The following is a 12,613-nucleotide window of genomic DNA, read 5'->3' on the forward strand; positions in this document are numbered from 1 at the left end:
GGAATCCTAGTGGTTTCGGATGCTGCTGTATGTCAGGCGTTTTTAGATATGCGATAGTCCAAGCTCATTTGGACATCGCATATTTTTTTTAAAAGCAAACCTTTTAACCGCTGACAAGTTGTGAACCGAGAGGTATGATGGAGAAGAGTCATTCGGGCAGAGAACATTCGTCCCGATACCCATCGGGATCAGTTATATGTGTGGAAGGAGTCCAGAAATGCAATACATTATTTACGATCTTGAATTTACCGTTAGCCGTAACGCCAGATATTCCTCCGAAATCATTGATATCGGTGCCGTCAAAGTTGTTCAGGGAGACGATGGCCTATACGTTGCGGATACGTTTCACAGTTTTGTAAGGCCCTCGAATCGGCCTGTACTCTCTACAGATACCGTTCAGTTCACGGGTATTACTCAACGAGACATTGATGCCGCCCCACTATTCCCTGAAGCTGTGAAGCAATTCATAGCCTGGCTCGGTACGGATTCCCCTTATTATTTATGCGCATGGGGCCCGGATGACCGTCAGAAGCTGGTATCCCATTGTCGTACCCATCATGTAGATCTCGGATGGATTCATAATACAAATGATATACAGAAGCAGATTTCCCGTCTGTTTAGTTCCAATGGAAAGTACCGTCAGTTGAGCCTGTCTCAGGCGCTGGAATTGTGCAACATTGACTTTGACGGTCAACAACACCGGGCACTGGATGATGCCGTGAACACCGCACAGGTTTTCATGTACCATTTTGATCGTATTACATTAGTTCATAATGCTGCTGACGATGAGGAAAGCCGCGGCTCGAAGCTCGTCTACTCCTCACCAGAAGAAGAACAGGAGCAGTACAGTCCTTTTGGCAATCTCGCCAACCTGTTTAAAGACCGTTAAACGGATAGCTCCCCGGCCCGTTCCGGGGGATCTCCCCCTGTTATTCTTGATTTCCTGCCTTTTTATCGAAATAGAATGCTCCCCAGGTCCGCAGCATTTCTTGCATTCGTTTGCGGTACCGTAAAGGCTCCAGGATCTCGGCCTCAGCTCCATAGGAAGTGAGCCAATCCAAAAATTCACGGTCATGATTGACCGTCACCTCAAACAACAAACTTCCATCCGGCAAATCCTTAAGAAAAGGCTTGATGAACAGCTCCTCTTCTTTGACCCGATATACAGACTCGGCAGAAAAACGTACCACAAACCGGATATTCTGATTTCCTTTGGTCACCGACCAGGTCCCTTTAAAAAACATTTCCATTTCAGTTGTATTTTTTTGAAACGTATACGGCAAAATTCTCATGTTCCGAAAGCGGCTGATCCGAAAGGTTCTCATAGCGGAGTGCTTGTGACAAAAACCAAGCATATAGAATCGCCGATCCTGCGGAACCAAACAATAAGGATCTACCTGAACTAGGGATACATTTTCATTTTGAGGCGAGCTGTATTCCGCTTCAATCGTCTGCTGCGTAAGACTCGCCAAAACAATCAGCCTGAGCAGATAGGGCTGGTTTTCCCGATCAAGTGTCGAGCCGAGCCGGATGATATTTTTCATTTCCTGCGCGAAGCTCGTCTGGTCCATCTTTTTTTTCTGACTAGAGGCCATCACTTTCTCATAAGCACTTTCAAAAGCTGGCGGTAAAAGAGGCTTTACCGTTTCCATAATCTCTCCCAGCTTGGTAAAAGCCTCTACCTCTTCTTCCGTCCAATTCAGAGGATACAAAGCAAAATTACTAATAAAAATGTACCCTTTTCCATGCCCCATATTCGTAATCGGAATATGCATAGCGCTTAACGCCTCCATATCCCGGTATATAGTACGTTCTGATGTTTCACAACGTTCGGCAAGCTCTCTTGCCAATATCCCCGGATTTGCCTGAACAATAGTAATAATCCGCATTAAACGTATCAACCGATCAGTCAAGGAAGTCTCTCCTTTACAAAAAGATAGTAAATTAGACTCACTATATTACACAAATAAACTAGCATAATTGCCTATCTTAAAATATCATTTTCAGTAAAATGAACATCTCCTACCGATATTGCTTTATTAAAAATGACCTTAGAACTATACGCTGTGAATGAGACAAAAGTACCACTCCATTTATTGCGTATGGCCAGAATTAACTCGGCTTCCTGCAGGTAGTCCATGTCATCGCTTCTTGCTGCAAGTATAAGTAATTCATCTGCTTGTCTGGTAAGGATGAACGCCCCTCGCTCATATTCCCCTTTCTCGTACATACGCAATGCTTTTTTTACAATAGGGGACGTCTCATTCAGCTTTATGTATTTTTCCACCTTCGGGTTGGATGGAATGCTCAGCAGACCAAGATGATGCGTGAAATGGATATAGAGCTGGTCTGTCCGGATCAGCGTTCGCTTTTCCTGCGATGGCTTGCGCCAGCTCCACTCCATCATTCCAATCGTATGTCTTCCGGACGAGTGAGCCGGTATAGAAAACGTTAAAATAGCCTGTCTATATTTTCCCCGCCGCACATCACCACAGTGAACAAACATGCTATCTCCGTTTTCTGAGCGTTTAAAACCGAGCCTCACCCCTTCAGCTTTTAATAGACTTACCCCGTTTTCTGGAATGAACTGGAGTTGAAGGTCACATCCCGCTGCTTTCGGTATTAGATTTCCTTTTCTTTTACGTATAGCTCCATAGCCCCATTCTATCAGTAGATTTACTTGTTTGGACCCATTCGCAGATATAGACTCTTTGTCCCATGTGCACGTTACATTGAGCATTGACTTCACCACTGGTAAATTCCCCCTAAAAGAACATGTAACTCTAAATTAACAGTGTTATCTGACACTATATTGTCAGGGAACGTATGTTTGATTGTGAAAATTATACATGGGAATCTTTATGAAGGGGGACCTAGTTTGGTAAATAACATTTTAAACCATTTCAATTACATAAATGCGCAAAAATAGCCCGGCATATGCCGGGCTATTTTATAGTCTACTTCTATATTTATACTTATGAGATTGTAGTTTCTGTTAAAGAAACTTTCGTTTTTGTGCAAATATCAGATATAGGAGCAAAAGTAGTGCTATCTACAACGAGATCCTTTGATAACGGCTTTCCATTTACAGTGATTTTTAAAGTTTTATAGTTTTGTTCTCTCTCATTCATCTTGCAAAATCTCCTTCTATATCAATTTTTAATATATTTCAGTTCATATATTCAACTTAAGCCCTGATCAGGTGCGGATCGTTCTTTACTCGTATGCTGGAAAAAATGCCGGAATGTTGCCGCTTCCTTGATATACCCGTTTTAAGGTACACTTAAACTAATATATCGACTTTTTTTGAGAACATTTTCTCCGTATTTGTCGTCCATTTATTCTAAAATCTGCATCCGAATCGTTATATTATACGTAACCATGTCATATGGGTAATGATCTGTATCACCTAACATCTTGGTTTATCAAAAGGGGGAACATCTCTTGGCACGACCAACTTGTCGTTTTGCTTTGTACCGCCGCATTGTCTGCACTGCTATAGCACTTTTGTTTATTTTTGGGATAACTCGTGTACCCGAAGTACATGCTGCTTATTGGGATGATGTGTATCAAGGCTTCGAGCAATTTTCGCGGTTGCCCGGTGATGTGTACCAGCTCAAGGAAAGCTACCGACAAACACAGGAAGATCTGGAAAAGGCTCGTAACAACTTAGAGGCCTATCAGGAGCAAAACGCCCAATTACTGGAGCAAAACCGCAAGCTGACTGACACTGTCACAGAATTAAAAAATCTTCAAACCCAGCGCGATCAGGCTTCACACCGAAATAAAATGCTCATCATCACAGCTATAATTCTGCTGGCCGGTTATTTTATCGGTATCCGACTGTTGCGTTACGGGATGCGTCGACGTTCGGGAAGGTACTAACTGTCTGAAAGGATGAAAGGTCTGAATGGACATACAAGCAGGACAACACCATGATGAAAGCGTCGGTTCGGTCGTAACGCTCGATCTGGCGGAAGGAGAAAAGCTGCATGTTCTGCATCCGCAGCAAATCATCGCATACCGCGGACCCAGCTCAGGCCGTAGTGATAAACTGATGAATATTAAGGGCATGTATCGCAAACACAAACTGATTCAAGCCGATTTCACAGGAGCTTGTCGCCTAATTGCCGCACTTCCGCCTGGCTTTAGTCTAAAAATGATTAAGCTTGAAGGGAGCGATGATCTGTTATACGATTTTCGCAACCTGTTCTGGTACAGCTCCGGTATTCAAATGCGTACCAAGCTGCTAAGCATGAAAAACATGTTGTTTAGCCGCGATGTTATAAAAATGAAATTCGATGGTGTTGGTCAAATCGGTCTTTTGACGCAGGGATTGGTATGTCAAGAACAGCTTCATCCGACAGAGCCGATATATGTGGATGCAAGCAGCGTCATTGCCTATCCCGAAAACGCTAAACTGGAGTTGACCGTGTACGGCAATCATCTGGCCAGCCAGCATATGAACTATCATTTTAAAATGACCGGACAGGGTACCGTACTATTTCATGCTGGGGAACATCATCGGCGGCTTCAACAGGATATGAACGACGATGGCGTGATCAAGCGATTTTTACGGGAAGTCATTCCATTTGGTGGAGTGTTTATCAAATAGCCCTGCCATGCTATAATGACAATGCTATAGCCGTCTGTCCTCATGGCAGATACTAATGGAGAAAATCCATGCGTCATGCATGGGAGAGGTTCGCGAACTCCCTCTATAAAAAACTAACGATGCTTTGTCCTCCGCAAAAAAAATGAATTCGCGGGGCAAGGCCTGTTTTTTGTTGAAGTCGGTTCAAGAACTCTCCTTCTTCCAAGTGACAAGACTCCATGTCTTGCACCATTCCAAGAAGATCGAGAGGTTTTTTTATGTTTACAAACGAAAAAGCAGTCGTCGTATTCAGCGGCGGCCAAGACAGCACAACCTGTTTATTCTGGGCAAAAAAACATTTTGCTGAAGTAGAAACCGTGACGTTCGATTACGGTCAACGCCACAAGCAGGAAATCGAAGTAGCCGCTGGAATCGCCCGCGAACTGGGTGTTCCGCAAACGGTACTGGATATGAGCCTGCTTAATCAACTAGCCCCTAATGCCCTCACACGCACCGACATTGACATTACTCAACAGGAAGGCGAACTGCCTAGCACCTTTGTAGACGGTCGTAACCTACTGTTCCTGAGCTTCGCGGGAGTTCTCGCCAAGCAAAAAGGAGCGCGCCACTTGATTACAGGCGTTTGTGAGACGGATTTCAGCGGCTATCCCGATTGCCGGGATTCCTTTATCAAATCGCTGAACGTCACACTGAACCTTTCGATGGACTATCCCTTTGTGATTCATACTCCGCTCATGTGGTTGAACAAGGCCGAAACCTGGCACATGGCCGATGAGCTGAAAGCTTTTGAATTTGTAAGAACACGTACACTAACGTGCTATAACGGCGTCATTGGCGATGGCTGTGGCGAATGCCCTGCTTGCAAACTTCGCCGTGCTGGACTCGAGCAGTATCTCGCGGTGCGCGGAGCTTCATCCCAAGGAGTTGAAGGTCATGCGTGAGCCAGGTACTTTTCGCATTGTCGACAAGCTCCAGCAGTTCGGGACAGACATTGAGCACTCTCAGCTGCGTTATCACCGCAAACGTGTACTAGTCAGCAAACAATTTACATTCGATGCAGCACATCATTTGCACTGCTACGAAGGCAAATGCAAAAATCTGCACGGACATACCTATATCGTCGTGTTTGGCATAAGCGGTATACCGGGCGAAACGGGTCTAACGCTGGATTTTGGTGACATCAAAACGATCTGGAAAGAGCGGCTTGAGCCTTTTCTGGACCACCGTTACTTGAATGAGACGCTTCCTCCAATGAATACAACGGCGGAGAATATGGTCGTCTGGATCTTTGAACAAATGGAGTCAGCCTTGACCTCGGATGCATACTGCAACCGTGTCGAAGGTGGACGTACCGAGTTTGTACGGTTGTTCGAGACACCTACCAGCTACGCCGAGTTCCGACGGGAGTGGATGCTCGATGAGTAATGCCGTGACGACTCACCAACCCATGACAGCCTCCCACGGCACCAAACTAGCCCCTATTCCCGTACTAGAGGTGTTTGGTCCCACTGTTCAGGGCGAAGGTATGGTCATTGGTCGTAAAACGATGTTTGTTCGCACCGCAGGCTGCGATTACCATTGCTCGTGGTGCGACTCCGCCTTTACCTGGGACGGAAGCGCCAAGGACCAGATCCGTCGTCTGAGTGCCACTGACATTTGGCAGGAGCTGAAGGCCATCGGTGGCGAACGGTTTTCGCATGTGACCCTTTCTGGAGGCAATCCTGCCCTGCTACCGCAGCTTTGGGAGCTAATTACCCTGCTGCGCAGCCAAGGCATTGCCACCGCTGTCGAAACACAAGGCTCCCGTTGGCAGGAATGGCTATACGATATCGATGAGGTAACCCTATCCCCGAAGCCGCCCAGCTCTGGTATGACGACCAACTGGGACGTGCTGGATGATATCGTCGCCCGTCTATCGAACCGGAAGATGGCTAGTGAGTCCCGAGCTACGTCCAACGTCCCAACCGCACCAGGCTTGAAGGAACCCGCTAATGAATCTGCGCGGCTCTATACCGGAGCTTGCAGCTTGAAGGTCGTCATCTTCGATGACACCGATCTTGCCTATGCCCGCATCGTTCACGAGCGCTATCCACACGTACCGCTGTTCCTCCAGACGGGTAATCCAGATGTGAACACGGAGAACACCGGACAGATTGCGGAGTCCCTACTCCATCGTTATGAATGGCTTATCGACCGTGTCATGGACGATTCCCGACTAAACGACGTAAGAGTACTCCCACAGCTCCACACCCTCGTATGGGGCAACAAACGCGGCGTATAACACTTATATGTAATATATTCCGTATAGGCTGTATGTGATACACAAGATACGCCAAATTAGTCGAAGTACACCCTCGACACCCAAGTTACAAAACAAGAGAAACCCTCGTCCGTGAGGACGGGGTTCTCAACAAGCTCGCTCCTTTCATATAGGAGCGAGCACTATTCTCTTCTATCCCAGCCTACAGATAAACGAGCAGGGACTTTATGGTGGTGACGGCGGTCGGCAGCGAAGCGGAGGATTTGAAGCTGTAGAAGCGTTAGCGTTCGCCTTTGAAATGGGATTCTAACCTATATCTTTCATCTTATCAGAAAGAATCCCATTTCAACAGCGATCGGAAGCTCAAATCCTTCGCGGAGCGACCTCCCCATCATCATAACTCCCTCTCTCTTTTACCAAACTAAACTTAAGGAGCCCCATCCAATGACCGGAAGAACACCCGAAGAAATGACCGACGTTACCCTGCTTGGCAATCAAGGCACACAATACACGTTTGCCTATGATCCCGCCATTCTCGAAAGCTTTGATAACAAACATCCGTATCGGGATTATTTTGTAAAGTTCAATTGCCCGGAGTTCACCAGCCTGTGCCCGATTACAGGACAGCCTGATTTTGCAACCATCTACATCAGCTACATTCCCGATATTAAAATGGTAGAAAGCAAGTCCCTTAAGCTGTACCTGTTCAGCTTCCGTAACCACGGCGATTTCCATGAAGACTGCGTCAATATCATCATGAATGACTTGATTAAGCTGATGGACCCTCGCTACATTGAAGTATGGGGCAAATTCACACCACGCGGCGGCATCTCTATCGACCCGTACACCAACTACGGCAAGCCAGGAACGAAGTACGAACAGATAGCGGAGCACCGCATGATGAACCATGATATGTACCCGGAAAAGATCGATAACCGTTAAGCTAATAACTCTTCTGACATAGCGTAAATATCAAGGGGTTGTCCTAAAGTCATCAAATGACAAGGGACAGCCCCTTGGTTGTACTGAAAGGATGCTGTGCATGCTCGTGGCGTTACACATCCAGATCAAATCTTGATTTTTTATATTCATACGGTGTTTTACCCATAACTTCTCTAAAAGCCTTTCTGAAAGATTTCTCGTTTGGAAACCCCACCTCGTAAGAAATTTCTGTAAGTGACTTATTGGTTGAATCCAGTAAATCGATCGCCTTCTCCAAACAAAGAATTTGCTTGTATTCGGTAAACGTCTGGCCTGTATATTCATGAAACATTCGCGACAAATAAGCCTCCGAATAACCGCAGATACGGGCCGTTTTGGCCAGGCTAATATTTTCAGTATAATGCTCTTTAATAAAGTCCATGATTGTCTTTATCTTTCGTTGCTTTTCACTAAATACTTCCGGTGGAATGTCTGTTGCTTGACTAAAATGATTGACAAGCAAATATTTCAGTTCAATAATTCGGCTTTGCTCTAAAATGTAGTCGTATTTGCTTTTGGAAATATGTAGATCATATATATCCATAAACAATCCTCTTAATTTAGAGATTATAGTATCTTCAACTTGTTTCTCTTGCGTGTTTAATTGGATGATTACTTGTTCATTGGCAAAGAAAGTGTCTGGAAATTGCAGCACAATGACTTGGTTCTCCGTAATACTCTGCGTGGAATGCGGGACATTGCTGTTAATGAATAGCGCATCCTTTTCCATCAAAATAGTTATTTTTCCTTCATGCCACACCTTTAGACTTCCACTTGTACAGTAGATCAACTCCATATTGCTGTGAAAATGCATAGGAATGACTCTTTCTGTATCTCTGGATTGGAACATAAAAAGGTTAATTATTTTTTTTCTGTCTATTTCGATATGTTCATATATTTTTTTCATCACTACACCTCATCAGCCAGCCATGAGTGATCCATCTGTATTCTATATTAAGCAATAAACTCTTATACTAATACTCATACTATACCGATAGTAAAATGCCCGGACAAGCAGAATCTATTCAACGGACCAAAATAAAAAAGAAGGCAGTTCTTCCCGTAAACGGGATAATGAACAGCCTTCCTTAGCCTACTTGCAACTCGGCAAGCAAAAAAATGTTAACCTACACATTCCTGCAACTGATACATTCTAACTTCACCTACATTGTCTCCTGCCTCAAGCAATACATTGCGTTGGTCTGCATCTTCTATGAAATAACGCAGGGAAAACACTTCTTCACCCTCGTTAACAAATATTTCCAAGCTTGAGCTTTCAATGAATATTTGCATTTCTGCAAGCTTATTATTTAATGTTGCTTTTCTGTACTCCCTCTCGCCAGTCAACCAGTTTGTTCTCCAAACTGTCAGACTATTTTGTTCCCAATCATAGTCAAATTGCACAGCATCCCTAATGATCATTTTAAAGTTTTCTGTGAGTAAGGAAAAATGAACAATGAGCTCCGTTTGTGTAGAAGGCAGTAACCACTCACTGTTATTTTGAATTTCCCCTTTGTAATGCATGTCATCCAGTCTTAACAATTGTAATTCCGGCAATGGTTTCTGGTACAACACACCGTTCATCAATACCACTTCTCTAGGAAGAGTCAATGCATGAATCCAGCCCTCCTGAATGGTCGGGACAGCCCTCTCCGCTTCCTCATTCATGGCGCTCATCCATCCGAACATAATGGTTCTGTCATTAACCTTAAATGATTGTGGCGCGTAAAAATCAAATCCTCGATCAAGCTCTTTAAAATCGGAAAGGTTGCCGTTAAATTTGCCTGTATCCGATAATTTGCCAACAATATAACCCGATTGATTAGGATTTTTATAATATTCGCCTTTCTCCAGTAAACCCTGAGGAGAGAAAATAAAAACATCATTTTCGGCAAAATGAAGTACATCCGGACATTCCCACATATATCCAAATTGATGATCGTGATCAACAAATGATCCTTGGCATTCCCATTCGGACAAATTTTTAGATTTGTAGATAAGCGTATCTCCAGTCAAATCTTCTCTCTGAGCACCAACAATCAACCACCAGTTCCCGTGTTGGTCTCTCCATACTTTCGGATCTCGAACATGCCGGGTATAACCTTTGGGGTGCTCAAACAAGGGACCTATTTTTTGGAAATACTCGCCATCCTCCGAAATCGCGGCGCATTGATAGCTTTCTTTTACTCCATCATCTCGGATTACATTTCCTGTATAAAACAGATACAGCTTTTCATTATGAACAATGCCTCCGCCCGAATAAATGCCATCCTTGTCATACCATTCTGAAGGCTCCAGCGCGACACTTTTCCTTTGCCAGTGCACCAGATCGCTAGAAACAACATGGCCCCAGCATTTATTTTTATGCTCCGTTCCTTTTGGATTCCACTGATAGAACACATGATATTGATGATTGAAATAGGCAAGTCCATTAGGGTCATTGAGCAAACCGTAAGGAGGAGTAATATGATATTTCAGGTTATACGCGTCGCTTTTATTCATGCTCATCCTCCGGTAAAAAAACAAAACTAAAACTCAGCAAAATTTCCTGCGAGCTTGACCCGATATAAATATCAAATTCGCCGGGTTCACTTTTGTATTGCATTTCACGATCATAAAATTTAAGCATCTCTTCATGAATTGAAAATTCGACATTTTGGGTCTCGCCACTTTGCAAAAAAACTTTTTTAAAGTCTTTTAATTCTTTCACTGGTCTTGCAACACTTGCAAATTTATCGCGAATATATAATTGGATCGTTTCCTTTCCATCATAAATTCCAGTGTTGGTGACAGAAATACAGATATCAACTGACTCATTTTTTTTCATTTCTTTTTGGCTAACTGTTAATAGGCTGTATTCAAATGAGGTATAGGATTTACCATAGCCAAACGGATACAAGGGTTCATTCACTTCATCAATATATCGGGATGCAAACCGATAAGAACCATTTTCCTTTAAATTTGGTCTTCCTGTATTCAACTCATTGTAGGATATCGGAATTTGTCCAACGCTTCGTGGAAAGGTCATGGCTAATTTCCCCGATGGATTGACTTCCCCATACAGTATATTGGCCAGTGCTTCTCCGCCCATCGTTCCTGGATACCAGGCTTGGACAATAGCATCAACTTTTCCGGCTACTTCGGTAAGAATCAAAGGTCTTCCGCTATAAACGATCAGAACCATCTTTTTGCCCAGTAAACTTAATTCATGGAGCAGTTTCATTTGCGGCTTAGGAAGCGTCGGGTTCGTTCGCGATCCCCCTTCTCCGCTCTGATAAATACTTTCTCCCAAGGCGAGGACAATGACATCCGCTTCGTTAGCATTCCGGATCGCTTCGCGCAGTAGGGCCTCCTCATCGACTGTTTCAGCAGCCAGCTTGTCCGCATATTTGCCTAGGGCTTCTCTCGCATTAGCGGGGAGCATATACGCCCCTTTGCAAACCGAGAGATTGCCGGGATCAACATGCTTTAATAATCCCATTTTCAAATTGACGGTATCCGCCTCATCCCCCTTAATGGCCCACATGCCCAGGGTAGAGTTTTCATCTGCGTAAGGACCGATTAAAGCTACTTTGGTATGTTTAGACAATGGCAGCAGTTCATCTTCATTTTTCAGCAAGACTACGGATTCTTCGGCCAAGGACAGCGCGGCTTTTTTATGTTCATCTGACAGAATACTGTTTCTCGACCGCTGAACGGTTTCCTGTAATCCGCGGAACGGGTCCTCAAAAAGCCCCAAATCATTTTTTAGCTTTAAAACACGGTATACAGCTTCATTCAAAAGCTCCAGCATATGCTCGTTATCCGATACTACTTTCTCCAATTGATTGGCATATATCGCTGTCTTCATATCCACATCAACACCAGCCAATAACGCAATCCTTGCGGCTGAAGCCTCGTCTTCAGCATAACCGTGCATGATCAGTTCTTCTATAGCGGCGTAATCCGAGATCAACACACCATTAAAATTCATTTCTTGTCTTAGCACGTCGCGGTTAAGCCACTCGTTTCCTGTCGCAGGGACGCCGTTCAAGGTATTAAAGGCCGTCATAACAAGCTTTGCCCCCGCTTCGATTGCAGCTTGATACCCTGGCAAATAATATTCTCGCAGCGTATGCTCCGACATATCCACGGCGTTATACTCACGTCCAGCGACAGGTGCCCCATAAGCGGCAAAATGCTTGACGCAAGCGGCAATTTTATTGGCTGGTATGATCCCTTCCAAGCTTCTTCCCTGAATCCCCTGAACCATGCTTTCAGCGTATTTCTTCGCTAGCAAAGTATCCTCTCCAGGCGATTCCATCACCCGCCCCCAACGGGGATCTCTAACGATATCTACCATGGGGGAAAAGGTCACGTGAACACCTTCGTCGTAACATTCCTGGGCAGCAATCGAACCCGCATGTTCTATTCCCTCATAATTCCAACTACATGCTTGTGCAATCGGAATCGGGAAGATAGTTCGATACCCATAGATAATATCTGCCATGAACAGCAGCGGAATTTTATGAATCGATTTTTCTAAATAATCCGTTTGCAACTGGATAATTTTTTCTGGGTTAGTGATGTTCAATATCGATCCTGTGTTATATATATTGTAGCCGGCGTTTAACCCTAATTTTTTTAAAGGCCCCGTCACAACAGTGTCTATATCCCCTTCAAAAAAATCACCGGTCAGTTGGATGAGCTGGCCTATTTTCTCTTCTATTGAAAGGCTGTCCAATTTCTTAAGTAGTGTGTTGTTGTCCATGATTCTC

Annotated in this window: 13 protein-coding genes and 1 riboswitch; of the genes, 7 read left to right on the forward strand and 6 right to left on the reverse strand. The window is 44.4% G+C overall.

Translation table 11 applies throughout. The features are described 5' to 3' along the window. The first annotated feature begins 217 nt into the window (after nt 1-217). Nucleotides 218-889, forward strand: coding sequence for a 3'-5' exonuclease (locus MKX59_RS22115; RefSeq protein WP_023987369.1), 672 nt, complete (start codon nt 218-220; stop codon nt 887-889). A 40-nt stretch (nt 890-929) separates the two neighbouring features. Here the strand turns inward: MKX59_RS22115 and MKX59_RS22120 are convergent, their stop codons facing one another. The 3 genes from MKX59_RS22120 to MKX59_RS22130 form a co-directional block, all read right to left on the reverse strand. Continuing rightward, nucleotides 930-1,913 carry a helix-turn-helix transcriptional regulator gene (locus MKX59_RS22120; protein WP_023987368.1) on the reverse strand — a complete coding sequence of 328 codons (984 nt, stop codon included), beginning with the start codon at nt 1,911-1,913 and terminating at the stop codon, nt 930-932. 71 nt (nt 1,914-1,984) lie between these two features. Then, entirely contained in the window at nt 1,985-2,752 is a 768-nt protein-coding gene (locus MKX59_RS22125; RefSeq protein WP_069081218.1) for a hypothetical protein, read from the reverse strand. A 223-nt stretch (nt 2,753-2,975) separates the two neighbouring features. Continuing rightward, entirely contained in the window at nt 2,976-3,131 is a 156-nt protein-coding gene (locus tag MKX59_RS22130; protein ID WP_023987366.1) for a hypothetical protein, read from the reverse strand. Nucleotides 3,132-3,444: 313 nt separating this feature from the next. Between MKX59_RS22130 and MKX59_RS22135 the strand changes: the two genes are divergently transcribed. The 6 genes from MKX59_RS22135 to queF all read left to right on the forward strand — a co-directional run bounded on the left by MKX59_RS22135 (nt 3,445) and on the right by queF (nt 7,817). After that, a complete protein-coding gene (locus MKX59_RS22135; RefSeq protein WP_340858943.1) occupies nt 3,445-3,885 on the forward strand; it encodes a hypothetical protein in 441 nt (146 codons plus the stop codon). 25 nt (nt 3,886-3,910) lie between these two features. Further along, complete coding sequence (locus MKX59_RS22140; protein ID WP_013309110.1) at nt 3,911-4,615, forward strand: AIM24 family protein; 705 nt, start codon at nt 3,911-3,913, stop codon at nt 4,613-4,615. Between the two features lie 79 nt (nt 4,616-4,694). After that, a riboswitch (PreQ1 riboswitch) is annotated at nt 4,695-4,738 on the forward strand. Between the two features lie 134 nt (nt 4,739-4,872). Beyond that, nucleotides 4,873-5,556 (forward strand): 7-cyano-7-deazaguanine synthase QueC, encoded by a 684-nt coding sequence (queC, locus tag MKX59_RS22145; protein WP_068938506.1) that lies wholly within the window; start codon nt 4,873-4,875, stop codon nt 5,554-5,556. Then, nucleotides 5,549-6,040 carry a 6-carboxytetrahydropterin synthase QueD gene (gene queD, locus MKX59_RS22150; RefSeq protein ID WP_053324813.1) on the forward strand — a complete coding sequence of 164 codons (492 nt, stop codon included), beginning with the start codon at nt 5,549-5,551 and terminating at the stop codon, nt 6,038-6,040. Before queC ends, queD begins: the two co-directional genes overlap by 8 nt. Then, complete coding sequence (gene queE, locus MKX59_RS22155; RefSeq protein ID WP_340858944.1) at nt 6,033-6,896, forward strand: 7-carboxy-7-deazaguanine synthase QueE; 864 nt, start codon at nt 6,033-6,035, stop codon at nt 6,894-6,896. Before queD ends, queE begins: the two co-directional genes overlap by 8 nt. 423 nt (nt 6,897-7,319) lie before the next feature. Then, entirely contained in the window at nt 7,320-7,817 is a 498-nt protein-coding gene (queF, locus tag MKX59_RS22160; RefSeq protein ID WP_013309106.1) for a preQ(1) synthase, read from the forward strand. Nucleotides 7,818-7,929: 112 nt separating this feature from the next. Here the strand turns inward: queF and MKX59_RS22165 are convergent, their stop codons facing one another. From MKX59_RS22165 to bglX, 3 genes are all read right to left on the reverse strand, one after another. Further along, nucleotides 7,930-8,763 carry an AraC family transcriptional regulator gene (locus MKX59_RS22165; protein WP_340858945.1) on the reverse strand — a complete coding sequence of 278 codons (834 nt, stop codon included), beginning with the start codon at nt 8,761-8,763 and terminating at the stop codon, nt 7,930-7,932. A 215-nt stretch (nt 8,764-8,978) separates the two neighbouring features. Further along, nucleotides 8,979-10,358 carry a glycoside hydrolase family 32 protein gene (locus tag MKX59_RS22170; RefSeq protein WP_028543155.1) on the reverse strand — a complete coding sequence of 460 codons (1,380 nt, stop codon included), beginning with the start codon at nt 10,356-10,358 and terminating at the stop codon, nt 8,979-8,981. After that, complete coding sequence (gene bglX, locus MKX59_RS22175; protein WP_340858946.1) at nt 10,351-12,606, reverse strand: beta-glucosidase BglX; 2,256 nt, start codon at nt 12,604-12,606, stop codon at nt 10,351-10,353. The genes MKX59_RS22170 and bglX overlap by 8 nt, the downstream gene beginning before the upstream one ends. Nucleotides 12,607-12,613 lie beyond the last annotated feature (7 nt).

The organism is Paenibacillus sp. FSL R7-0340, assembly GCF_038002205.1.
Lineage (GTDB): Bacteria > Bacillota > Bacilli > Paenibacillales > Paenibacillaceae > Paenibacillus > Paenibacillus polymyxa_B.

Coding starts and splice junctions, on each gene's coding strand:
- MKX59_RS22115 (WP_023987369.1), top strand. CDS start 218: ATGCAATACATTATTTACGATCTTGAATTTACCGTTAGCCGTAACGCC.
- MKX59_RS22130 (WP_023987366.1), bottom strand. CDS start 3,131: ATGAATGAGAGAGAACAAAACTATAAAACTTTAAAAATCACTGTAAAT.
- MKX59_RS22140 (WP_013309110.1), top strand. CDS start 3,911: ATGGACATACAAGCAGGACAACACCATGATGAAAGCGTCGGTTCGGTC.
- queC (WP_068938506.1), top strand. CDS start 4,873: ATGTTTACAAACGAAAAAGCAGTCGTCGTATTCAGCGGCGGCCAAGAC.
- queD (WP_053324813.1), top strand. CDS start 5,549: ATGCGTGAGCCAGGTACTTTTCGCATTGTCGACAAGCTCCAGCAGTTC.
- queE (WP_340858944.1), top strand. CDS start 6,033: ATGAGTAATGCCGTGACGACTCACCAACCCATGACAGCCTCCCACGGC.
- queF (WP_013309106.1), top strand. CDS start 7,320: ATGACCGGAAGAACACCCGAAGAAATGACCGACGTTACCCTGCTTGGC.
- MKX59_RS22165 (WP_340858945.1), bottom strand. CDS start 8,763: ATGAAAAAAATATATGAACATATCGAAATAGACAGAAAAAAAATAATT.
- MKX59_RS22170 (WP_028543155.1), bottom strand. CDS start 10,358: ATGAATAAAAGCGACGCGTATAACCTGAAATATCATATTACTCCTCCT.
- bglX (WP_340858946.1), bottom strand. CDS start 12,606: ATGGACAACAACACACTACTTAAGAAATTGGACAGCCTTTCAATAGAA.